The organism is Ruegeria sp. AP11 (assembly GCF_056535865.1).
Genome location: NZ_JBQFJB010000001.1, coordinates 1,582,206 through 1,605,010 on the forward strand (window position 1 = coordinate 1,582,206; position 22,805 = coordinate 1,605,010).

Consider the following 22,805-nt stretch of genomic DNA (forward strand, 5'->3'; position numbering starts at 1 on the left):
ATATTTATTATCATTTAAAAACAATTAATTACCGTGGTTCTGAATATAAGGCGATGTGGATAACCAGCGGAACAACCTGGGACATTCAGGTTATCCCGAGGATGAAACTTATCCTTGTCCCGGTTGGATAGTCTCCGGGCGACTCGGAGAAGTTTTTGGCGAAATTCCCGGGGTTGCGTGTCAACCGGAAAACCATACAAACCACCCCAGAACAGTCATCGATTTGCACACGGGGTTTTCCACATGTCTGTCCCCATCGTTCTGGCCTCGGGTTCGGAAATCCGCGCGCAGCTACTGCGCAATGCAGGCGTGCCGTTTACGGTTCAAACCGCCCGTGTGGATGAGGATACTGCCAAGCGCGCGTTGCTGGCCGAACAGGCCGCACCCCGCGATATTGCCGACACTCTGGCCGAGATGAAAGCGCGCAAGGTCAGCGACAAGTTCCCCGGCGCAATGGTTCTGGGATGTGATCAGGTGCTGGATTTCGAAGGCCGATTGCTTTCCAAACCTGCGACCCCCGAAGAGGCGCTGGCGCAATTGAAGGCGATGCGGGGCAAGCGTCATATGCTGCTTTCTGCCGCCGTGATCTATCAGGATGGCGAGCCGATCTGGCGGCATGTCGGCCAGGTCCGTCTGCGGATGCGGATGAGTTCGGATGCTTATCTGCGCGATTACATAGACCGCAACTGGGACAGCATCCGCCATGCGGTCGGTGCCTATAAGCTGGAAGAGGAAGGCGTGCGCCTGTTCGCCACCATTGACGGAGACTATTTTAACGTCTTGGGTATGCCTCTGTTGGAGCTATTGAATTTTCTGGCCGTCAAAGGGGTTATTGATCAATGACAGAAAACCGAATTCCTCTGGCCGGTGTGATCGGGTATCCGATTGCGCATTCCAAATCTCCGACACTTCATGGGTATTGGCTGAAATCCTATGGGCTGCACGGGCACTATATCCCCATGGACGTTGCCCCGGCTGACCTTGAGACGGTTTTGCGCAGTTTGCCCAAGGCCGGGTTTGTCGGAGCCAATGTCACCGTGCCGCATAAAGAAGCCGCGCTCAGGCTGGCTGATCATGTCTCGGACCGGGCGTCGGTGATCGGGGCCGCGAATACGCTGGTGTTCCGGGAAGATGGTTCGATCCATGCGGATAACACTGACGGTTACGGGTTCATGCAGAACCTGCGCTCAGGCGCGCCGGATTGGAATCCATCCGACGGGCCTGCGGTTGTCTTTGGCGCAGGCGGGGCCGCGCGTGCTGTATTGCAGACTTTGGCGGAGGCTGGTGTGCCCGAGATTCTGTTGACCAACCGTACCCGCACCCGTGCCGACCACCTGAAAGAGGAATTCGGGCAGCGGATCACTGTGGTCGACTGGGTGCAGGCCGGCAATGTGATCGAAAACGCCGAACTGGTGGTCAATACGACCTCGCTGGGGATGCAGGGCCAGCCGGAACTACGCGTGCCGCTGGATGGGTTGCAGCCCGGTGCAGTGGTCACCGATCTGGTGTATGCACCGCTGAAAACCCGCCTACTGCAAACCGCGGAAGAGACTGGCTGCACCACGGTCGATGGGCTTGGCATGCTGTTGCATCAGGCGGTTCCGGGATTTGAACGCTGGTTCGGTATCCGTCCCGAGGTGGATGACGATCTGCGCGCGGCTGTGCTGGCATGAGCTTTGCGCTGGGTCTGACCGGCTCGATCGGAATGGGCAAAAGCACTACGGCGCAGATGTTCGTCGATGAGGGCTGTGCGTTGTGGGACGCGGACGCGGCGGTGCATCGGCTGTATTCTGACACAGGCGCAGCTGTCGAGCCGATGCGCGCGGCCTTCCCCGGTTCCGTTATCGACGGCGTGGTCAGCCGTGATGCATTGAAGCGGATCATCGCGGGGGACGCCACTGCATTGAGGCGGATCGAGGCGATTGTGCATCCACTGGTTGCTGCGGACCGGGCCGCCTTCCGCGCGACGGCGACGGCGGATATTCTGGTCTTTGACATCCCCTTGCTGTTCGAGACCGGAGGCGATGTTGCCATGGATGCCGTTGCCTGCGTGTCGATCCCGGCAAAAGAACAAAAACGCAGGGTGATGGAGCGCGGCACGATGACCGAGGCGCAGTTCGAACAGATTCGCGCCAAACAGATGCCGAATGCCGAGAAATGCGCGCGGTCTGATTTCGTGATCGTGACGGACACTCTGGACCATGCCCGCGCGCAGGTGCAGGATGTGGTCAGGCAGATATGGGCGGGGATGGCAGATGCGTGAGATTGTACTCGATACCGAAACCACAGGCTTTGACCCCGAAAGCGGCGATCGGATTGTCGAGATCGGCGCGGTTGAGCTGTGGAATCATGTGGCCACGGGCGAGACCTATCACGTCTATATCAACCCCGAACGGTCGATGCCGGATGAGGCGTTTGGCGTACATGGTATCGGCCCCGACCTGCTGGAAAATCCACGCCCGCCGGAAAAGGGCGAGGTTACGCTGAAGGATAAGCCCGTCTTCGCCAAGGTGGGTCAGGGATTTCGGGATTTTGTGGGCGACGCCAAACTGGTGATCCACAACGCCGCGTTCGATATGAAATTCCTGAATGCGGAACTCAAATGGATGGGTGTCTCGCTGATCCCCATGGATCAGGCGATCGATACGCTGGCCATCGCGCGCAAGCGGTTCCCGGGATCGCCTGCCTCGCTGGATGCACTGTGCCGCCGGTTTGGTATCGATAACTCGAACCGGGTGCTGCACGGCGCTCTGCTCGACTCGGAAATTCTGGCCGAGGTCTATCTTGAACTGATCGGCGGGCGTCAGCCCGATTTTGGTCTGTCGACCGCGGCTTCAAATGCAGCCGGAGGTGCAGATGGATGGCGCCCGACGGCACGGCCATCGGCTTTGCCGTCCCGGATCACCGAAGACGAGCGTGCGGCACATCAGCAATTTGTCGAGAAACTGGGCGAAAACGCCCTGTGGACCCGCGCCTGACCCAGGCCACGCGCGGGTCAGAAGCGATCAGGCGTCGGCCTGCTGTGCCTGTGCAGCGGCCTGACGGCGTGCCAGTTCGTTGCGATACAGCGCCACGAAGTCGATATTGTCGAGGTTCACCGGCGGGAAGCCGCCATCACGGGTGACATCACTGACAATGCGGCGCAGGAATGGGAACAGCATGCGCGGGCATTCGATCATCAGGAACGGATGCATCTGATCCTCGGGCACGCCCTCCACGTGGAACAGACCGCAATAGTCAAGCTCGCACAGGAACAGGATATCTTCCAGGCCCTTGGCTTTGGATTTCAGGTTCAGCTTTACCGAAACCTCGAACTGGTGATCCGCCGGGCGTTTCTTGGCATCCAGATTCACCTGAACCGAAATCTCGGGTTGTACGTCACCCGAGACGCCTTTTTGCGCCATCACGTTTTCAAAGGACAAATCGCGAATGAACTGTCCCAGCACGCGCATCTGGACCTGCGGGGCGGCCTGGGCCGCGGTGTTTTCTGTGGCGTCTTCGTCGGCCATGGATCTACTCCGAAAATGAATTTCGCCACTGCTTAGCAAGTTGGGCCGGGTAGCTCAATGCTGGTGCGGACCTTCCACCCATTTCGAAGGCTTCGACGGCTCCTGACGGGGTCGCACTTCGGTATATTCGCCGTCGATCACATCGTCCTGATTGAACGGGTTTGGCCCGGACCGGAACTGCGCGCCGGTGCCCATCTGAAAATGTGTGATGGTGGCCTTGGACTTGAGATAACGGAACACCGCGACCCGGATGCCCGGAACAAGCAGAGCAAAACCAACGGCATCGGTGAAAAACCCCGGTGTCAACAGCAGCACGCCGGACAGCAGGATCATCGCCCCATGGGCCAGCGGCTCAGTCGGGTCGTCCAGTTCGGCGAAGGATCGCTGCAGATTGGCCAATGCCATGCGACCTTGTGTCCGCACCAGAACCGTGCCCAAAACCGCCGTCAGGACCACGATTGCAAGCGTTGGCCAAAGCCCGATCAGACCGCCAACCTGTATAAACAGGGCGATCTCGATGATCGGAACCAATAAAAAAGCCAGGAACAAGTACATTTGCGGTATCCTTTAGCATGGTCCGGGCTGTGGACTTGGCCCCGACTGTCACCTACATAGTGGCATAGGGCAGCGTATACAAAGCCCGGGTTCTGAAATGAGGACGAAATGAACTCACCCCTGATCCAGCTTCTGGTGCTGGCCGGAATTGCCATTTTCCTGATCCTGCGCTTGAAAAGCGTGCTTGGGACGCGGGAAGGTTTTGAGAAACCGCCCCTTCAGCAGCAGCCTGACACCAATGGTACGCGCCGCGACTTCGAGGTGATCGAAGGCGGGCCGGATCATGACATCACCGATCATGTCGCGGAAGACAGCGAACAGGCGCAAACCTTGGCCGCAATGAAACGGGTCGAGCCCAGTTTTTCCGTCAGTGAATTCGTGCAGGGTGCCCGTGGCGCCTATGAGATGATCGTGATGGGGTTCGAAAAGGGCAATCTGGACGAAATCCAACCGTTCCTGTCCGAGGAAGTCTTCGACAGCTTTGTCTCTGTCGTGGCAGATCGCGAAGACAAAGGCCTGACAATCGAGGCCGAGTTCATCGGCGTGCGCGAAACTGCTCTGGTCGATGCCTCGTTCGACAAGGACAGCAATCAGGCCGAGATCACCATGCGCTTTATCGGTGAGCTGACCTCGGTCGTGCGGGATCGCGGCGGGGATATCATCGAAGGCAACCCCAACACCGTCAAACGTCAAAAGGACAGCTGGACCTTTGCCCGTGTCATGGGCTCGGACGATCCGAACTGGCTGCTTGTTGCCACGGACGCATGATTGCAGCGCTCCGGTCGCTATTTCTGGGGGTCGCCATGACCACTGCCAGCGCCGCCGGAGCCGAGGCGACGCGATCCATCCTGTCATTCGATGACCTAGATGGTTGGGCCGCTGACGATCACGGGGCGGCCCTTTCGGTTTTTCTGAACACTTGCGGCGATCTGGATGACCCGGATTGGCAAGCGCTGTGCGGCGTGGCGAAGACTTATGAACCGGACGCGGCGCGGGCTTTCTTCGAGCTGTTCTTTCGCCCGGTTGTGGTGGAAGACGGCAATGACGCCCTGTTCACCGGATATTTCGAACCCGAACTGGACGGCTCGAAAACCCCGACAGACACCTACCGCTATCCGCTTTACCGCATGCCGCCCGAGGCGCGCGGGGCAGGCCAATGGCTCAGCCGTCGCGAGCTGCTGACCGGCGATGCGATGACAGGCCGGGGTCTCGAGATCGCATGGGTCGATGACCCGGTCGAGCTGTTCTTTCTGCAGATTCAGGGCTCGGGCCGTATCCGGCTGCCCGATGGTAGTGCTCTGCGGGTTGGATATGGCGGTGCGAACGGGCACCCCTACCGTTCCATCGGCGCGGAACTGGTGCGGCGCGGTACGCTGGGCGCACATCAGGTCAGCGCGCAGATGATCCGGGCCTGGGTGCGCAAAAACCCCGAGGCCGGGGCCGAGCTGCTGTTTCACAACCCCTCATACGTGTTTTTCCGCGAGGTGACGCGCGTTGGGCCCGAGCTGGGGCCTTTGGGGGCGATGAACCGCTCGGTCACTACAATGCGCAGTATCGCGGCTGATCCGGCTTACACTCCGCTGGGCGCACCGGTCTGGGTTGAGAAGGATGGTAAAGACCCTTTGCGGCGATTGATGATTGCGCAGGATACCGGATCGGCCATCAAAGGGGCGCAGCGGGCGGATATCTTCTTTGGCACCGGGGATGCGGCCGGTCAGGCCGCCGGCCGTCTGAAAGACCCCGGCCGTATGGTCGTGCTGCTACCGATCCAGCGGGCCTATGCCCTGTTGCCGGATGAGTTCTGATGACCCGGCGCAAACTGACCTCGGATGAGATCGAGCTGTGGCGCAAGGTCGCCAAACAGGCCGAGCGGTTGCATCCCGAATTGCCACAGACGGTTCATCCCACCACCTTGCCCAAGCCGAAACCGACCAAAACGCCGAAACCCCGGATCGAAGCGTTTGAACTGGGTCAGACAGCACCCACGAAACCTGCGCGCCACAGTCTTAAGCCCTCTGTGACCGAAGGGTTGCGCGCCAGTCCGGTGCAGATGGACACCAAGGCGTTTGGCCGGATGAAACGTGGCAAGCTGAAACCCGAAGGTAAGCTTGATTTGCACGGGATGCGCGTGGACACGGCGCACCCGGCGTTGATCAGGTTCGTCCTGACAGCGCAGGCGCAGGGAAAGCGGCTGGTTCTGGTGGTCACCGGTAAGGGTAAGGACCGCGATGAACCCGGACCGATCCCGACGCCGCGGGGTGTACTGCGCAATCAGGTGCCGCACTGGCTGTCGATACCACCCCTGGCGCAGGCGGTGATGCAGGTCACGCCCGCCCATATCAGCCATGGTGGCGACGGGGCCTATTACGTCTATCTGCGCCGCGTGCGTTAAAGGCTGCGTGCGGCGCGGGATATGCCGATCCAGACCACAGCGCTGACCAGCACGAAAAAGCCCCCGATCCACAGAAATTGCGTATCCAGCGAGACACCCCGGTCGATCAGAACTCCGGTCAGGCCGGGACCGATGGCCGAGCCCAGTACCATTACCGCTGTTGCCATCGCTTTGATGGCTCCGACATGCTGCGTGCCATAGAACTCGGCCCAGAAGGCGCTGGGCAGGGTTGCATTGGCCCCGACGGTCAATCCCAGAAACACCAGCCCCAACGCCGCACCGCCAATCGTGTCGGCAAAACCCAGGATCACAAACCCCAGTGCGATAGGCAGTTGATAAAACGGCATTATCCGCGCCGTTCCCCATTTATCCAGCGCCCAGCCAGCCGCGAACATCGAAATCAGCGATACCCCGGTATAGACCGGAAACAGTGCCACCAGCTGCAGGTGTTGCCAGCCTTTGACCTCGGCCAGATGGACCTGCTGAAAGAAAAACGCGGTGATGAAGGCGGATGGACCCAGGATCGCAGGCACCATGAACCAGAACAGTGGATGAAACAGCGTCTGTTTCCGGGTCCAGTGGCGGTCTTCCATACCGGTGGCAGAGTATTCGGAGGCCAGACTTTGCGGGGTGCGTTCCTGCCTGAGCAGGCCTATCAGAACCGGAATGCCCAGCAGGGTGACGCCCGCAGCTACCCCCCACAAAACGCGCCAGTCCAGAAACACCATCGCCGCAACAAAGCCCAGCGGCAGCAGCGCCTCGCCCATCGTATAGCCGACCGAGGCAATCGACAGCGCCTTGCCCCGCGTTGCTGTAAACCATCGTGCCATGGCGACCAGGGCAAGATGGGTGCTCATCCCCTGCCCGAAGATGCGCAGCAGGAATATGACCAGCGGCAGCAGTACCAGCCACGTGTTCAGCGCCATGGCCGTCGCCGCAAGCGCCAGACCGCCAAGGACCAACGGCCCCAGTACGCGCACCCGGAACTGATCGGTCAGCCCGCCGGCCCAGATCATCACCAGCCCGGCTGCGGTGGTGCCCAGCGTATAAAGCCCGCCCCAAGCCCCGTGGCTCAACCCGAACTCGGCACGGATCTCACCCGCGAAAATCGAAATGAAAAAGGTCTGGCCGAAACTGGACAGAAAGGTCAACAAGACGCCCGCACCCAGCCAGGTGGCATTCCGGACGAGATACTGGCGCAGTCTGAACTGCGTCACGGAGAGCTGACCTCCGCCTCTCCGGTTTCGCTGAGTACGATCTCGGTCGCGCCATCGGTGTTGCGTTCGCTGGGCGGGACCAGAACGTCGATGCCGGGGCGGTCGGGCCCGAAGGTGTTGCTGACCCGGCGGACCGAGCTGAGGATGGCCAGCAGCGCCGGTGAGGTCGCGGCCACGAAATGCGACGATCCTGCGTCGCTGTTGAAGGCGGTCGTGTCGATCACGTTGATCGGATATTCCGCCAAAGCCTCGGCAGAACTGATATTGCCCAGCCTTTCCCCATCCGCCGTACCGCGCAGGCGGGATGAGATGTTCAGCACCTTGTCCTTCTGCGACACCATCACCACAAACGGATCGGGCGGGGTCTTGATGCTGTTCATCTGCGACCGGAACAGATCCACATCCAGATCAGGCGAGATCAGGATCACCCCTTCCAGATTGCGGTTCGCCCAGCCCGGTTCGCGCAGTTCGGCCTGCCGCATCATCTCCATCGTCAGGGCGCCGCCCATGGAATGAGCGATCACGATCACCCGCTTGACGCCCATGGATTTCAGATAGCGCACCGTCTGTTCCAGCCCGTCGCGGGCAAACAACATGCTGTCCAGATCATAGGCATAGCCGGTGCCGCGCGCCTGACTGGGCCAGGAATAGATCAGGGTGGTGCCGGGTATGCCGATATCATGGCTCAACTGTGCTGCCCGAAACGCGGTCTCGGCCTGGGTGGCGTTGTAGCCATGCACGAAAATGCTGACATCCTCGACCCCGCGCAGGCGCGATTTCAACTCGTCCGGGCCCGAGAATTCGGTAACGTCCGCCATCACAAACTGCTTGTCGGGGTTTGGGTTGCCGTATGAGAACTTCAGTTCACCGGGTGTGTGAGACGGCGGGATCGAGACGGTGAGTTCCAGATAGCGCAACGCCTCGGCACGGCGCGCGCCATAAGTGCCGTCGGCCTCGCGGGCGCGGGTGGTGGCGGCAAAGACAGTGGCGGGGGTGCCGACCTTCAGCGCTTCGGGCACGGTTCGCGACACCGACCGATCGACGCAGGCGGTCAGCAGGCACAGATGGGCAACAAGGATCAGATAGCGCAGCACGGGCCCGCCCCTACTCGGTTTTGCCGCTACGCTACCGTATTCCCGCCGCGCGTCCAGCCTTGGCCCGTCCGAAACCGGCAAAAACCGGCTGGGCCATGTTACAGAACGTAACGGCTGAGGTCGGTGGATTTGGTCAGCTCACCAAGATTATCCTCGACGAACTGCGCGTTCACCGTGATCTCGACCCCGGCCTGATCGGGGGCATTGAACGAAAGCTCTTCGAACACGCGCTCCATCACCGTATAAAGCCGCCGGGCGCCGATATTTTCCACGCTCTGGTTCACGTCCGCGGCGATACGCGCCAATGCGGCGATGCCATTTTCGGTAAAGCTGACGGTGACTTGTTCCGTGCCCATCAGGGCCGTGTACTGGCGGGTCAGGGCATTGTCGGTCTCGGTCAGGATGCGCACGAAATCCTCTTCGGTCAGCGCGCGCAGTTCGACACGGATCGGCAGACGGCCCTGCAATTCCGGCAACAGGTCCGACGGTTTTGCGATATGAAACGCGCCGGAGGCAATGAACAGGATGTGGTCGGTTTTTACCGGGCCATGTTTGGTGCTGACGGTGGTGCCTTCGATCAGAGGCAGCAGGTCGCGCTGCACCCCTTCGCGGCTGACATCGCCGCCACGGGCCTCGGCCCGGGCGCAGACCTTGTCAATCTCGTCCAGAAACACGATGCCGTTCTGTTCCACCGATTCCAATGCCACCCGGTTGACGGTTTCATCATCCAGCAGCTTGTCGGCCTCTTCCCCGATCAGCGCGTCATAGCTTTCGGCGACAGTCATGCGTTTCCTGACGGTGCGCCCGCCAAAGGCTTTGCCGAAGATGTCGCCCAGATTCATCATCCCCATCTGGCTGCCGGGCTGGCCGGGAACGTCGAACATCGGCATCGGGTTCGAGGTGTCGGACAGTTCCAGCTCGATCACCGTGTCGTCCAACTCACCCGCTTTCAGCTTCTTGCGGAACATCTCACGTGTGCCTTCGCGGGCGTCTTCGCCTGCGATGGCCTCGATCACGCGGTCCTCGGCTGCTTGATGGGCGCGGGCCTTGACGTCTTCGCGCATATATTCACGGGTCTGGATGATGGCGGCATCGGCCAGATCGCGCACGATCTGTTCCACGTCGCGGCCCACGTAACCAACCTCGGTGAACTTGGTGGCCTCGACCTTGATGAAGGGCGCGCGGGCCAGTTTGGCCAGACGGCGGCTGATCTCGGTCTTGCCGACGCCGGTGGGTCCGATCATCAGGATGTTCTTGGGATAAACCTCGTCGCGGATGTCGTCGGCCAGCTGCTTGCGCCGCCAGCGATTGCGCAGCGCCACGGCCACGGCGCGCTTGGCATCCTTCTGGCCAATGATGAAGCGGTCCAGTTCCGAGACAATCTCGCGCGGGGTCAGGTCGGTCATGCGTGTCCATCCGTTTGTTTCGCATCGAAACCTAGTCATGGGGCGCGAAAACACAAGCCACGCGGGCGAAGTTCACGGAAATTCACGGAATCTACACGCAATGGCGTTGTAACGTGAGTGGCTTCCCCGGCGTCATATCCAGCATAAACAGCGACGGGCCTATGCCTTTTACCTCTGAAGGGAGAATTCATCATGATCAACCGCCGCTCACTGTTCCTGACCGCCGCCGCTGCCGGTGCCGCACTGACCCTGACCAGCGCCAATGTTGCCCTGGCCGGTGGCCATGCGGGCCATTTCGAAGGTTTGTCAAACCATGTCACCAGCGGATCGGTCGAGGTGGTCAAGAAAGGCGACCGCTATATCGTCGAGCTGGGCGATGACTTTTCGCTGGACGGTGGACCGGACCCGCGCGTGGCACTGGGCAAGGATGGCAAGTACGACCCCGACACCAAGCTGGGCGCGTTGCTGAACCTGACCGGCAAGCAATCCTACGCGGTGCCGCCGACGCTGGACGTGTCGAAATACAATGAAGTCTATATCTGGTGCGAGGTCGCAGGCGTGCCGCTAGGCGTTGCCAAGTTGAACAAATAAACACTGGAATGCCGGTACGGGGCAGGTACATCCCGCCCCTGACGCGCCGTTAGGTGACATGGCGCTTGTCTGCTACACTCCCCGAAACCGGGGACGTATTTGATGACAAAAATTGCCAAGATTACCCTTTTGTTTGTGGTGTTTGTGGATCTGATCGGGCAAGGGCTGGTCTTTCCCATCATCAATTCCCTGATCATGGAGACGAAATCCGGGTTCCTGCCGGAAAGCACCGCCATTGGCACCCGGCATCTGTATTACGGGCTGGTGATCGGCTGCTTTTTCCTGTCGTGGTTTCTGGGCGTGGTCTATGTGTCGAAAGTCTCAGATTCCATCGGCCGCAAGAACGCGCTGCTGGTCTGTCTTGGCGGCGCGTTGGCGGGGTATGCGCTGACCATTGCCGCACTTTATCTCAACAGTCTTCTGCTGCTGATCATCGGTCGATCCATCACCGGGTTTACAGCCGGAAACCAGCCCATCGCGCAGGCGGCGATGATTGATGGCAGCACCGATGCCGCCGACCGCGACCGCAACATGGGCTATATCATCACCGGGGTCAGTTTCGGCCTTGTCGGTGGTCCCATCATCGGAGCGGTCCTGTCGGACACCGCCCTGCTTGGCAGCTTTGCGACCCTGAAAACCCCGTTCTACGGTGCCTTTGTTCTGGTGCTGGTCGCCATCTTCCTTGTGCTGACCTTCTTCAAGGACACCCGGACCGAGCGCGAACCCTTTGTCTTCCGCCCCCGCGACATCACCGACAGCCTGATTGCTGTGCGCGGACATCCGATGGTGCTGAAAATCCTGCCGGTCTATGCGCTGTTCATGGTTGCCAATGTCACGTTCTACGTGTTCGTCGACAATTTTCTGACAAGCGCCTGGGGCTATGGCGTGATCGGTGGCAGTATGGCGATGGTGGTGATCGGCTTTGCGCTGGCCTTTTCCAGCACCTTCCTCGTCAAACCCGCGCAGGAAAGGTTCAGCAAACATTCCATCATCTATACCTCGCTGGTGGTGATGGTGATCTGTGGCTTTGCCTTCGCCTTCAGCCCCAGCGGTGTGCTGAGTTACGTTCCGGTTTTCTTCTTCTATTTCTTCTTCGGCGTCTCATACCCGACGCTGCTGGGCCTGTTCTCTTCGGCGGTCAGCGAAACCGATCAAGGCTGGGTCATGGGGGTAACCACCGCCGTCTTCTGCTTGGCGGGCGGCGTCATGTCCCTGATCGGCGGTGGATTGATGAGCGTCGATATCCGCCTGCCCTATTACATCGTGATTGCGACCGCGATCATGGGCTTGATCGGGATGCACATCCGCTGGAAAGGTCAAGAGATAAAGGCGCTTTTAGCCTGAGACAGTTTTGCGCTTGATTTGAATCGAAACACGCTGCCTCTCGCTTCGGTCGAACGCGCATTTCGATGAGTTGTATCAAGACAAAACGCAAAACGTCCTAGATCGTCTCGACGGTCAGATTGCCATTGGTATAGACGCAGATATCGGCGGCAATCGCCATCGCTTCGCGGGCGACCTGTTCGGCATCCTTGTCGCTGTCCATCATCGCGCGCGCGGCAGCAAGGGCAAAATTGCCGCCCGATCCAATGGCGGCCACGTTGTGCTCGGGCTCCAGCACGTCCCCTGCCCCGGTGATCACCAGCAGGTCTTTACCGTCGGTGACGATCAGCATCGCCTCGAGCTTTTGCAGATACTTGTCGGTGCGCCAGTCCTTGGCCAGTTCGACCGAGGCGCGGGCCAGCTGGCCCGGCGTTGCCTCAAGCTTGGCTTCCAGCCGTTCCAGCAGCGTGAAGGCGTCAGCGGTCGATCCGGCAAACCCTGCGACAACCTCAAACCCGCCGGGCGTCAGGCGGCGCACCTTGCGGGCGGTGCCTTTGATCACGGTCTGGCCCAGACTGACCTGCCCGTCCCCGGCGATGACAACCTGCCCGCCCTTCTTGACGCCAATAATGGTCGTGCCGTGCCATCCGGGAAAATCGCTGTCTGCCATGGAAGCCTCCGTTTTCTCTGGCGTTCTATATGGGCCGCGCGGGTCGGCGGCGCAACCGTGCTTAAACTGCCCAAAAGATATGCAACAGGTGCAAACCGGGGCTGTTGAGTCGGCATTTGTAAGAACAGAGGGTCAGAGCTAAATCAGCCTCACAACCGACAACGGGTCGGCTGTTTCTGTCAAAAGGAATAAGCACATGGCAAACGCAATCGCAAAAACCCATGCGCCGCTCGGAGCAGTCACCATCCTGCACGCAGTGGACGCAATCTTCCATCGCTTTGAAGGCGTTGTCGCATGGTACCAGTCCCGCAAAACCCGCCAGGCACTGGAAAACCTGACCGATGCGCAGCTGTATGATATCGGTCTGAACCGCGGCGACATCGCCAAGTTCTGATCCGACTTCAGTCACAAGCGTAAGATGAGCCGCTCACCCGAGCGGCTTTTTCTTTGTCAACGCAGCGCGTATTTTCCGGCCTGAGACGGTAAAAACGCCTCAATCGCAGCGGTTGCGACCACGTGGCGGGTGCCCGCTGCGTCATCCACGACGTCCTGCCCACCCAGAACCGCCTGCACCTCGGCGCGCCCTCTGGGCAGATCCGCAGCCACCAGGGCGCAATCCACCTTTTCAGGGCTCTGGACGCCGATGGTCACCTTCACGCGCATATCGCTGTGATCGATCCCCAGCTTCGAGAACAACGTGATCGACGAATGATGCAGCGCATCCTGCACCGCGCGCCGGGCCGCCTTGGTATAATCCTGACCATAGAGGTCATTTCCCATACCCATTTCCAGAATGATGCGTTGTTCGCTCATCTTGCGTCCTCCATATCGAATGAGACCGCAAGCGCCGCGTTGGCAATGACCGTACGCCCGGCGTTGCCCGGTTTGTCGATATCCAGCCCGCCTTTTGCGACGGTGATATTTGGCGTCCCATAAGGAAATATCGACGTCAGCTTGTCGATCTCGACCTGTTCCGGCTGCTGCACGCCGATTTCGACGTCTATGATCATGGCCTCTTTTGGAAAACCGAACAGTTCGGCCATGTTGATCGAGTTGTGCCACAGCGCATCCCGGATCGCACGCAGCGCCGCCTCGGTATAGTCGGCCCGCCGCAAAGATGTGCCCATCCCGAATTCTACCAGTACCCGTGTCTTGGCCATCTGCCCCCTCCGATATCTCAAAAAAAAGGCGCCCGATTGCAGGCGCCTTTCATCATCGTCAAATCACATCGGATCAGATCGATTCGTCAATCCAGCTTTGCAGTGCCGCCTTGGGCGCAGCACCGGCGCGGTTCGACACGACCTGACCGTCCTTGAAGATGAACAGCGCAGGAATGCCGCGCACGCCCATGGCGGCGGCAGAGTTCGGGTTGCTGTCCACGTCAACCTTGGCGATCTTCACCTTGCCGCCATATTCGGTGGCCAGCTCTTCCAGAGCGGGGCCAATCTGCTTGCAGGGGCCGCACCATTCGGCCCAGAAATCCACCACAACGGGGATGTCAGAGTTCTTGACTTCGGCGTCAAAGGTATCGTCGGTGACGGCAACGGTCGACATATTCTGTCTCCTGAATGGGGAATGCTTGGGAACAGAACCTAGGTGCGGTGTTCGGTGAGGTCAAGATATCGGGTGGTGGGTCAGCGCATCCGTCACAAGATCGTGTGGCAGCCACATCAACTGCGCCGTGCGGGTCCACAGGATCGCAGTTCGGATGCTGTGATTCGGGTAGATCTGCGCCAGCGCATGCGCATAGGCCCCCATCTGCCGCAACAGGCCGTCCGGGCAGGTTTCGGGGGTTTCCGGGACGGTTGCATTCGATTTGAAATCAACGACATGGACCTCGGTATCCGAGACGATCAGCCGGTCGATGACGCCATGCAGTCTTGTGCCGTTCAGATCGGCCGAGACGGGAACCTCGGCCAATGCCTCAGGCGCGAAGACCGGTTTCAGGTGATCTGCGGTCAGCACTGTTTCTGCTTCGCGCAGTATGTTCTGCCTTTCGACGTCATGCATATCCGGCAACAACCGGACGCAAAGCTGCGGCCATTGGCCTCGGTCAACGGCGGGCAGATGTTCAAGCAGCAGGTGCAGACGTGTTCCGCGCAGCTTGGCGGCCTCTTCGTCCTGCCCCGCATCGCCGGGCAACGCCTTTGCGCCGCCCAGATCGGACGGGCTGAGCGTTTCTGCGGGCGCAGGCGGTTCTTTCGCATCTTGGTTGAACATCTCAGGCAGGTTTAGTGGCTCGGGTGCATCGGCGTGGCGTTCGACCAGGGGCAATGCGTCCCAATCACCATGCGCCAGCCTTTGGGTGTGCGTTCCGGGTATCTGCGTTGCTCCGGCGCGGGCCATTGCGGCCTCAACCATCTGATACCAGCTGTTGCCGTCCTTTCCGACATCCCCCGCCGCCGCGACGATCAACCACTTTTCTGCTCGTGTTAGAGCCACATATAGCAGGCGAAGCCGTTCATTTTCTTCCCTCTGGCGCGCCTCTTCCCGCGCCGCCGCAACCAGGGCGGGCGATGCGTCGGCGGACACTTTCCACAGCGGCGTCTCTCCGGCCATCATGATCTCGGCATCGCGCTGCGGCTGCCGTTTGCCTGTGTCTGGCAGAATCACGATCGGCGCTTCCAACCCTTTCGAGCCATGCACGGTCATCACCCGGATCATGTTGCCGACACCGCTCATCTGCCGCTTGATCTCCAGATCATCGGTCTGCATCCAGACGAGGAAGCCGGTCAGGCTGGGAATATCCGTGCGCTCATAAGCCAGTGCCTGCGACAGCAATGCGTTGATCCCGTCCTCGGCCTCCGCCCCCAGCCGGCCCAGCAGTTTCCGGCGCCCGTCGTGCCGGGTCAGAATCCGTTCGATCAGATCGTAAGGACGCAGAAAGTCGGTTTGCCCGCGCAGATCGTTCAAAATCGCGAGCGTATCGGGGAATTCCTCGGCCCGGTTGCGCAGCGCCGCCCACAGGAACCCCTCTTTCCGCCGGTGCGCCAGATCGAACAGTTGCTGTTCCGACCAGCCGAACAGAGGGGACTTGAGAACCGTCGCCAGCGACAGGCTGTCTTCGGGTGTGGCAAGGAAGCCGAGCAATGCGGCCAGATCCTTGACCGCCAGCTCTGCGCCCACCTTCAGACGGTCGGCCCCGGCAATCGGCAGATTGGCCGCCTTGCAGGCGCGGATGATTTCGGCAAACAGGTCCGAGCGGCGCTGGACCAGAATCAGGAAATCCCCCGGTTGCACCGTTCGACGCACGAATGCACCGGGCGTGTCGCCGTCTTCCGGGATGGTCTCGCCCCGCTCGATCATGTCCTTGATCGAATGCGCCACCTGCTCGGCCAGAACGACGGTGTGGTGCCGTGCTCCGGGCCGGTCCACGGGGTCGGTCCAGTCGCCCTCTTCGTTGTCTTCAACCTTCTCGACCACCGGCCACAGATCGACACGGCCCGGAAGATCGGCCTTGAATGCCCGGTGCAGCGCTTCCTTGTGGAACCCGGCATCCGTGCGGTTTTCGAACAGGATATCGACCAACCCGAGGATCGCGCTAGAGGATCGGAATGAATATTCCAACGTTGAATCCCACAGTTTAGAGCCTGATTCCTCCAATTTCCGCCCAAATTCCAACTGCATCCGATCAAAGGCCTGGGGGTCGGCGCCTTGGAAGGAATAGATCGACTGTTTCTTGTCTCCGACCACGAAGATCGTGCGCTCGACCTCAGATCGCGCCCCTTCTCCGCTGGTGAACTCCTGCGCCAGTTTTTCGATTACGTCCCACTGATCCGGGCTGGTATCCTGCGCCTCGTCCACCAGAATATGGTCGATGCCGCCATCCAGCCGGTACAGCACCCATTCCGCCACCGCCGGATCGTTCAGCACCTGACGCGCTCGCAGGATCAGGTCATCGAAATCGAGCCAGCCACGCAGTTGTTTGCACCGTTCGTATTCCGGCAGGAAGGCCGTGGCAAATCGGTGTAATACATGCGTTTTCTGCGCTGCAACCAGCGCCAGCCGCTGTTCCCGTGCAGCTTCGACACGCAGCATCAGCGCTTCGAGTTGGGGTATTCGATCCGCCAGCGCGCCTTCGCGCAGGGCTTTGGTGGGAAAGCCATTGATCTTGGCAGTGAACGGCTCTCTCGCACCTTTTCCGGTCAGGAGTACGCTTTCCAACAGCGGTAGATGGCCAAGCCGCGCTTCGGTGAACGCCGCCAGTTTGTCGGCAGCCTTGGCGTTGTTGCCGCCGCTTTCGATCAGGACGGGCAGCATGGATTGGATCAGTTCAACCTCGCCGCCCAGAAAAACCCGTTCCAGTAGTGCGCTTTCGTTAAAACCTGCGGGCAGTTCAAACAAGTGCAGCAGATCATCCCATTGCAAGGACTGCGTAAAATGGCTGCGTTTCTGGGTGATAGCGGCGGTCAGTTTTTCGAATCCGGTATCGGTGACGAAGCGGGCGACATCCTCGACCAAAGCGGCCTGCATGCCTTCGGCAAAATCCTCGACAATCTCTTCGCGCAGCAGCGCGGCAGCGCGGTCCTCCATTTCAGCGAATTGAGGGCTGACCCCCGCTTCAAGCGGGAACCGCCGCAGCAGCGCGGCGCAGAACGAGTGGATCGTCTGGATTTTCAACCCGCCCGGCGTTTCGATCGCGCGGGCAAACAATGTTCTTGCTTGTGCCAGACGGTCGGCACTGATGAGGCCTTCGACCCCCAGATCAGTGAGCTGCGCCAACAATGGCGCGTCGGCCAGCATGGCCCATTGTCCCAATCGCTTGAACAACCGGTTCTGCATCTCGCTGGCGGCGGCTTTGGTATAGGTCAGACACAGAATGTGTTGCGGCTGCACTCCATCCAGCAGCAGCCGCGCCACCCGGTCAGTCAGAACTCGCGTCTTTCCCGAACCCGCATTCGCCGCCAGCCAGGTCGAGGCATCCGGGCGCGCCGCCTGCACCTGTCGTTCGGTGGCGTCATTGCGCAGGCTCATCTCAGGTCCTCCGGTACGGTTTCGGCGGAACGGTCCCATTCGCCGAACCGGGCCAGATGGTCATAATCGCCAATATCCGTATCCTTGTGCAGCATCCGGCGGGATGAGAAGCCCTGATCAGGCTCTAAATAAGCGGAAATGAGTTGTTTGAGTTCGTCCATAACCTTGTCCGCCGGTTCCTTCGCCAGCGGCGCGCCGACCTCTTTATAGCTGCCGCCCATACCGATGAAGACGGCCTGTGCGACAGGCAACGGGTCGAAGCCTTCGATCCCGCCCTGTTCGGCAATGGCGGCTTCGATCAGCAGTTGTTTGTCGAACTTGGCCTGCTGACTTTCGGTTGGGGGCGCTCCGGTCTTGTAGTCGATGATCCGCATCGCGCCCCGGCTGTTCAGGTCGATCCGGTCCGCGCGGCCCGAGATGGTGAAGTCCAGCGGCGCAAGCACCAGTTTCATCATCACTTCGAAGGCCACGGGCCCTCCATCGGCGCGGCGCTGGATTTCGGCGGACAGAAAGCTGTCGGTGATCCGTTCCAGCCGCGCCAGCCAGAGTTTTCGTGCCGTGGGCCATGCGACATGCTCCTCCAGCAGCGCCTCGGCCCGTTTCAGGAAATTTTCGCGGGTCAACAGGGCCGGGTCCAGCACGCTGTCACGCACGAACTGCTCCAGCACTTCGTGAATAACGATCCCGCGCAGCAACGCGTCCGGCGCGTGGACCAGAGGGTCCAGCGGTTTCAGGCGCAGAACGTAGCGGGCATAGATGGAGTAAGGATCGCGGATCAGGCGCTTGATCTCGGTGACGGACAAGCGCCGGGGTCGGGAGGCCACAGGCGGCCGCGGCGAGGGGCGATGCGCGGCGTCAATCCGGGGGGCGTGTTCCAGCGCCTCTGCCCAACCCAACAACCTGGACCCGCGCGCGCGCATCGTTGCAAGCGCATCGGTGCCGCCCTGATCCGGCAAGCCTTGCAGCAGGTTTGTCAGGCGGTTTAACCACCGTGACGGCACGGTTTCCGCGTCATCCGAGCGGGTGGCCCGGGAAAGAACGACCTCGGTCGCTCCCACCGCTTGTTGAAAGTCATGGGCAGACAGACCAATGCGGCGTTCGGGCAGCAGCAGCCCGGCAGCATTGCGCATCTGCCGATTCAGCCACGGATCAGGCGCGGGGGCCTCGGGCCAGCTGCCTTCATTGAGGCCGCCGAGGATCAGCAGATCAGCGCCCTGAACCCGCGCCTCAAGCGTACCCCAGATCATCAGGTGCGGATGGGGTGCATCGCGGTCGCGCACCTCTTCACCGGCCAGCAATGCACCCAGCAGATCTGCGAAGTCATGCGCCGTCATCGCGCCGCCATTCTGCGCCTCGGCTTCCAGAGCGGTCATGACCGCCAGTGCTTTTTGACCGGCGTTCTTGTCCCAAAGCGTACCGGGCGCACCGGTTGATCCGGCCGATATCGCCTCGGCCAGCGCGCGCAATTGTGCGACCCAATCGGCCAGAGGGCGCTCCGCGGGGCTGTGTTGATCGCAGAAAGACCGGATCACCCAGCGAACCCAATCCTCGGGCGCTTCAGAGCGGATGGCAAAAGCAGTCAGGCTGGCGCTGTCGGGGAAGGGCGGGCCGTGGCGGCGCAGGTCGAGTTCCAGATCACGGGTATGCAGCAGATGCGCCCCGCGATCCGCGCCGTCATGGCAGAGCGGGTGCTTGAGCAGGGTCAGCAGCGCCTCGGCATCCAGACGGCGGGCAAACAGGCCAGCCACATGGCGCAGAAACCGCCCCGGAGGCGACAGTTGCAGCGGCAGGCCGGCGCTGTCATCGGGCAGGATGTTCCAGCGATCCAGCGCGGCGCTGACCTGACGGGTCAGCATCCGGTCAGGCGTGATCAGCGCGGCGGTCTGGCCGGTCTCGGCGGCCTGACGCAGACGCAACGCAATCGCCAAGGCCTCGGACCGGGGCGAGGAGGCCTCGATCAGCGTCACGTCTTTGGTTGCGCCTTGCAGATCGGTCAGGTTTGGCCCTTCGGACATCCACGCATCGGTGACCGGCGCAGGGCGTAAAGCTAGCGAAATCAGTTTGTTGCGTGCGGGCGAGGGGGGGTGATCCTCTGTCCACGGCAGAATCTGGTCTGGTGTCAGATCAAGTTCGTACATCAGCTTGCGAAAGCGATACTGCGGATGATCTTCCGAGGTCAGGGCATCATCGAGGCTGTGCCAGACGTGCTGAGGCTGGTCGAAATCGTAGCCGGGCAGAACCAGCGCCCCCTGCGGCAGGCGCGCGACGGCTCGCATCAGCATCATCGTCGTGCCGCGCGATCCGGTAGACCCGGCAAGGATGATCGGGTGCGGCGGCGGGGCCTCGTGCCAGCGTGTGATAAGGTTTTCGATCACGCGCCGCTGCCGCGCCTGCGGGTCCATCGCGTCGGGGCCGGTTTGCATGAAATGATCGGCGATCCCGATAAAGGCCTGCGCCCGCGCCCAGTGGCCCGATAAATCGCTGACATCCAGATTGCGGATCGCATCAGGTGAGACGCCTTCGCCCTGCATCTCGTCAATCAGCGCCGCCAGACTGTCGGACAAATCGAACAGAGACGACCGTGCGGCCAGATCGGGTTGCTGATCCAGCAGCTTGGCGATCAGTTGGGTCAGTTCCAGCCGTCGTCGCAGCGGTGGAATTGCGGGCGGCACCTGTGCCAGATCAGCGCCTTCGCCCAGATCGGTGACCAGCGACAGCTGCGGCAGCAGGCAGGGCGGTCCCTGATCAAACAGCTCGCGAACACGGCGTGCCATGCGGCGGGTGTTGACCACCAGCTGAACCCGCGCCAGCGCCTCGGGCGGCTGGTTTGCAAATCGATTCCGCAGCCCGTTGACCAACACTTGCGGAAAGTCCGCGCCCGGTGGAACGGCAAAGACCCGGGGCTGGGGGCTGGGCTCAAACATCCGCGATCAGTCCTTCGGCCAGAGCGATCCCCTCGGGACGTCCGACATCACACCAGCGACCGGGATACGAAAGCGCGAACAGGCGTTTTTCCTGCAGTATTCGATCCCACAGAACGTTCAGCGAGAACGCATCCTCGGCGATGTCATGCAGGCCACCGGTCTTCAGGATTTGCGCACCGCCATAGATCAGACCAGCACCACGAGTGATCCGGCCGGAGTCGTCCTGCGTGAAATCACCCGATCCCGTGTGCCCAAGCGTCTGACCTGTCGGGATGCACATCAGCAACGCATCCATCTGGCCGGGGTCCCAATGATCTTGCAGCATTTGCAACGGGTTGGGCCCAGCCCAGATCGCGTCGCTGTTGAGGGTGAACACCGGATCCGATCCAAGCATCGGCAGCGCGGCCTTTAGCCCGCCTCCGGTTTCCAGAATCTTTGGGGACTCATGTGACAGCAGCACGCCTTTCGGGGTCAGATGTCTGGCCATTTGATCCGCATGATAATGGGTGTTGGCGACGATGCGTGAGGGTTGCAGCGGCGCGGCAAGATCCAGCGCGTGGTCGATCAGAGGCCGCCCGGCCACTTCGATCAGCGGCTTGGGGCGATCCTTGGTCAGGGCACCCATGCGCGTGCCGAAACCGGCAGCGAACAGCATCACGGCCTGTGGCGTACCGGTCATTGCGGCCTCAGCTTGTTAAGGTTTTCGGGGCTGGGGGCAGGCAGGGCCTCGCGCAGCAGATCGGCCACCGGGACAAGCGCCGGATGTTCCAAATCGCGCATCAGATGGGCCCAGGCGGCCGGGATCAGATCAACGTAGTGCGGCTTGCCGTAATCCGTCGCCAGCCGCGCGAAACCGCCCAGAATACGCAGGTTCCGCTGCGCACCCAACACCGCATAGGCGGTGCGGAAATCGTGGCCGTCCACGCCGGTGGCCGAGATATAACGGTCGATCATCCGCATCTCGATCCCGGCGGGTACGTTGCGGCGCACATCCTGCAGAAGGGACATCAGATCATAGGCGGGATGACCCAGCATCGCGCTTTGAAAATCCAGCAAGCCAACCCGCGCCAATCCTTCGCGATCAGGCAGCCAGATCAGGTTTTCGGCGTGATAGTCGCGTTGCACCACCACCCGTGTACCGCCGGTTTCCCGGTGCAGGATATCGGCAAAACGCTGCTCGAACCGGCCGCGTGCCTCGGTGTCATGAGACCCGAGAATGCCCTGCGCATATTTGGTGAAAGACAGCGCTGCATATTCGGTCATCAGGGCAGGGTCATAGCTGTCGAGTGACAGGGTTGCAGCCTGGTGAAGATGCACAAGAACATCCGTCGCCGCGTCATAAAGCGTTCGTTCTTGCGAGGGGTCATCGCGCAGAACGCGGGCAAACAGCGCATCGCCAAGATCTTCAAGCAGCAGGAATCCGAATTCGGTGTCTTCGGCATAAATCTCCGGCGCGCTCAGGCCCAGCGACCGCAGATAGTTCGCCATGCGCACAAAGGACCCGATGTCTTCGCCCTTGTCGGGTGGGGCATCCATCAGCACGGCGGTTTGGCCCGTCGCGGGATCGGTCAGCCGCTCGTACCTGCGGTTCGAGGCATCGCCGGCCAGAGGCGCGTGCTGTGCGTCACACCACGGCGTCCGGGCAATCAGGGCTTCGGCCAGAACGGCGCGGTTTGTCATCTAAGTCCCTCCAGTCTGGGGTTCCATTTCGGGTCTGTCCAGCCGAATTCCAGATGCCTTGTGTCCTGGCTGTCTGTGTCGGTCGAGAACCGGATCAACAGGGCCGATTGCGGTGTCAGCGCGTCCAGCTTCCCGGGCCACTCGATCAGACAGATGCTGGTCTCAAACGCTTCGGTCAGCCCCAGCTCTTCGATCTCTTCAACCGACGAAAGACGGTAGAGATCAGAGTGCCAGACCTCGCCAATTCGGGTGTCATAGACCTGCACAAGTGTAAACGTGGGTGAGGGGACGTCCTCGGGCATGGCCAGAACGGATTGTATCAGTGACCGTGCGAAATGGGTTTTGCCGCTGCCGATCGTGCCCTCCAGCAAAATGGTGTCACCCGGCTGCAGCGCGCCTCCCAGATGGGCGGCGAATGAGGCTGTTTCTTCGGGGGAATTCACGGTCAGAGTCAACGGCGCAGTCATGGC

General features: G+C 60.9%; 24 protein-coding genes. 10 read left to right on the plus strand and 14 right to left on the minus strand.

What is annotated here, in order from left to right; translation table 11 throughout:
- The first annotated feature begins 243 nt into the window (after positions 1-243).
- Genes ACR3E4_RS08175 through dnaQ form a run of 4 tightly spaced genes read left to right on the plus strand, consistent with a single transcriptional unit; the run spans position 244 to position 2,978 of the window.
- Positions 244-843 carry a Maf family protein gene (locus tag ACR3E4_RS08175; protein ID WP_480534912.1) on the plus strand — a complete coding sequence of 200 codons (600 nt, stop codon included), beginning with the start codon at positions 244-246 and terminating at the stop codon, positions 841-843.
- On the plus strand, positions 840-1,673 hold the full coding sequence (locus tag ACR3E4_RS08180) for a shikimate dehydrogenase (RefSeq protein ID WP_480534910.1): 834 nt from the start codon (positions 840-842) through the stop codon (positions 1,671-1,673). The genes ACR3E4_RS08175 and ACR3E4_RS08180 overlap by 4 nt, the downstream gene beginning before the upstream one ends.
- The gene (coaE, locus tag ACR3E4_RS08185; RefSeq protein ID WP_480534908.1) at positions 1,670-2,263 is read left to right on the plus strand and encodes a dephospho-CoA kinase; all 594 of its coding nucleotides are present in this window, start codon (positions 1,670-1,672) and stop codon (positions 2,261-2,263) included. The genes ACR3E4_RS08180 and coaE overlap by 4 nt, the downstream gene beginning before the upstream one ends.
- Positions 2,256-2,978, plus strand: coding sequence for a DNA polymerase III subunit epsilon (dnaQ, locus tag ACR3E4_RS08190; protein ID WP_480534906.1), 723 nt, complete (start codon positions 2,256-2,258; stop codon positions 2,976-2,978). Before coaE ends, dnaQ begins: the two co-directional genes overlap by 8 nt.
- 27 nt (positions 2,979-3,005) lie before the next feature.
- On the opposite strand, the gene secB is transcribed toward dnaQ, so the two are convergent.
- On the minus strand, positions 3,006-3,509 hold the full coding sequence (gene secB, locus ACR3E4_RS08195) for a protein-export chaperone SecB (RefSeq protein WP_480534904.1): 504 nt from the start codon (positions 3,507-3,509) through the stop codon (positions 3,006-3,008).
- 54 nt (positions 3,510-3,563) lie between these two features.
- Positions 3,564-4,064 carry an FxsA family protein gene (locus ACR3E4_RS08200; protein ID WP_480534902.1) on the minus strand — a complete coding sequence of 167 codons (501 nt, stop codon included), beginning with the start codon at positions 4,062-4,064 and terminating at the stop codon, positions 3,564-3,566.
- A 108-nt stretch (positions 4,065-4,172) separates the two neighbouring features.
- On the opposite strand from ACR3E4_RS08200, the gene ACR3E4_RS08205 reads away from it, so the two are divergent.
- Genes ACR3E4_RS08205 through ACR3E4_RS08215 form a run of 3 tightly spaced genes read left to right on the plus strand, consistent with a single transcriptional unit; the run spans position 4,173 to position 6,456 of the window.
- Positions 4,173-4,832, plus strand: a complete 660-nt coding sequence (locus ACR3E4_RS08205; RefSeq protein WP_480534900.1) for a Tim44/TimA family putative adaptor protein — start codon at positions 4,173-4,175, stop codon at positions 4,830-4,832.
- Entirely contained in the window at positions 4,829-5,869 is a 1,041-nt protein-coding gene (gene mltA / locus ACR3E4_RS08210) for a murein transglycosylase A (RefSeq protein ID WP_480534898.1), read from the plus strand. The genes ACR3E4_RS08205 and mltA overlap by 4 nt, the downstream gene beginning before the upstream one ends.
- Positions 5,869-6,456 carry a Smr/MutS family protein gene (locus ACR3E4_RS08215; protein ID WP_480534896.1) on the plus strand — a complete coding sequence of 196 codons (588 nt, stop codon included), beginning with the start codon at positions 5,869-5,871 and terminating at the stop codon, positions 6,454-6,456. The genes mltA and ACR3E4_RS08215 overlap by 1 nt, the downstream gene beginning before the upstream one ends.
- Here the strand turns inward: ACR3E4_RS08215 and ACR3E4_RS08220 are convergent.
- The 3 genes from ACR3E4_RS08220 to hslU all read right to left on the minus strand — a co-directional run bounded on the left by ACR3E4_RS08220 (position 6,453) and on the right by hslU (position 10,173).
- Positions 6,453-7,673: an MFS transporter gene (locus ACR3E4_RS08220; protein WP_480534894.1), complete on the minus strand. Its 1,221-nt coding sequence runs from the start codon at positions 7,671-7,673 to the stop codon at positions 6,453-6,455. The genes ACR3E4_RS08215 and ACR3E4_RS08220 overlap by 4 nt on opposite strands.
- Complete coding sequence (locus ACR3E4_RS08225; protein WP_480534892.1) at positions 7,670-8,767, minus strand: alpha/beta hydrolase; 1,098 nt, start codon at positions 8,765-8,767, stop codon at positions 7,670-7,672. The genes ACR3E4_RS08220 and ACR3E4_RS08225 overlap by 4 nt, the downstream gene beginning before the upstream one ends.
- A gap of 98 nt (positions 8,768-8,865) precedes the next feature.
- Complete coding sequence (gene hslU / locus ACR3E4_RS08230) at positions 8,866-10,173, minus strand: ATP-dependent protease ATPase subunit HslU (RefSeq protein ID WP_480534890.1); 1,308 nt, start codon at positions 10,171-10,173, stop codon at positions 8,866-8,868.
- Positions 10,174-10,365: 192 nt separating this feature from the next.
- On the opposite strand from hslU, the gene ACR3E4_RS08235 reads away from it, so the two are divergent.
- The gene (locus ACR3E4_RS08235) at positions 10,366-10,764 is read left to right on the plus strand and encodes a DM13 domain-containing protein (protein ID WP_480534888.1); all 399 of its coding nucleotides are present in this window, start codon (positions 10,366-10,368) and stop codon (positions 10,762-10,764) included.
- A gap of 102 nt (positions 10,765-10,866) precedes the next feature.
- Positions 10,867-12,108: an MFS transporter gene (locus ACR3E4_RS08240; protein ID WP_480534886.1), complete on the plus strand. Its 1,242-nt coding sequence runs from the start codon at positions 10,867-10,869 to the stop codon at positions 12,106-12,108.
- 97 nt (positions 12,109-12,205) lie between these two features.
- Here ACR3E4_RS08240 and hslV read toward each other — a convergent pair whose 3' ends face one another.
- Positions 12,206-12,757, minus strand: a complete 552-nt coding sequence (gene hslV / locus ACR3E4_RS08245) for an ATP-dependent protease subunit HslV (RefSeq protein WP_480534884.1) — start codon at positions 12,755-12,757, stop codon at positions 12,206-12,208.
- A gap of 196 nt (positions 12,758-12,953) precedes the next feature.
- On the opposite strand from hslV, the gene ACR3E4_RS08250 reads away from it, so the two are divergent.
- Positions 12,954-13,151 carry a DUF1127 domain-containing protein gene (locus tag ACR3E4_RS08250; protein ID WP_480534882.1) on the plus strand — a complete coding sequence of 66 codons (198 nt, stop codon included), beginning with the start codon at positions 12,954-12,956 and terminating at the stop codon, positions 13,149-13,151.
- 56 nt (positions 13,152-13,207) lie between these two features.
- Here ACR3E4_RS08250 and ACR3E4_RS08255 read toward each other — a convergent pair whose 3' ends face one another.
- The 8 genes from ACR3E4_RS08255 to tsaE all read right to left on the minus strand — a co-directional run bounded on the left by ACR3E4_RS08255 (position 13,208) and on the right by tsaE (position 22,802).
- Positions 13,208-13,570: a Lin0512 family protein gene (locus ACR3E4_RS08255; RefSeq protein ID WP_480534880.1), complete on the minus strand. Its 363-nt coding sequence runs from the start codon at positions 13,568-13,570 to the stop codon at positions 13,208-13,210.
- Entirely contained in the window at positions 13,567-13,917 is a 351-nt protein-coding gene (locus ACR3E4_RS08260) for a Lin0512 family protein (RefSeq protein WP_480534878.1), read from the minus strand. Before ACR3E4_RS08260 ends, ACR3E4_RS08255 begins: the two co-directional genes overlap by 4 nt.
- Before the next feature lie 73 nt (positions 13,918-13,990).
- Positions 13,991-14,311, minus strand: a complete 321-nt coding sequence (gene trxA / locus ACR3E4_RS08265) for a thioredoxin (protein WP_480471313.1) — start codon at positions 14,309-14,311, stop codon at positions 13,991-13,993.
- Between the two features lie 60 nt (positions 14,312-14,371).
- The gene (gene addA, locus ACR3E4_RS08270) at positions 14,372-17,731 is read right to left on the minus strand and encodes a double-strand break repair helicase AddA (RefSeq protein WP_480534876.1); all 3,360 of its coding nucleotides are present in this window, start codon (positions 17,729-17,731) and stop codon (positions 14,372-14,374) included.
- Complete coding sequence (addB, locus tag ACR3E4_RS08275; RefSeq protein WP_480534874.1) at positions 17,728-20,655, minus strand: double-strand break repair protein AddB; 2,928 nt, start codon at positions 20,653-20,655, stop codon at positions 17,728-17,730. The genes addA and addB overlap by 4 nt, the downstream gene beginning before the upstream one ends.
- A complete protein-coding gene (locus ACR3E4_RS08280; protein ID WP_480534872.1) occupies positions 20,648-21,334 on the minus strand; it encodes a nucleotidyltransferase family protein in 687 nt (228 codons plus the stop codon). The genes addB and ACR3E4_RS08280 overlap by 8 nt, the downstream gene beginning before the upstream one ends.
- Positions 21,331-22,335 carry an aminoglycoside phosphotransferase family protein gene (locus ACR3E4_RS08285; RefSeq protein ID WP_480534870.1) on the minus strand — a complete coding sequence of 335 codons (1,005 nt, stop codon included), beginning with the start codon at positions 22,333-22,335 and terminating at the stop codon, positions 21,331-21,333. Before ACR3E4_RS08285 ends, ACR3E4_RS08280 begins: the two co-directional genes overlap by 4 nt.
- The gene (gene tsaE, locus ACR3E4_RS08290; protein WP_480534868.1) at positions 22,332-22,802 is read right to left on the minus strand and encodes a tRNA (adenosine(37)-N6)-threonylcarbamoyltransferase complex ATPase subunit type 1 TsaE; all 471 of its coding nucleotides are present in this window, start codon (positions 22,800-22,802) and stop codon (positions 22,332-22,334) included. The genes ACR3E4_RS08285 and tsaE overlap by 4 nt, the downstream gene beginning before the upstream one ends.
- Positions 22,803-22,805 lie beyond the last annotated feature (3 nt).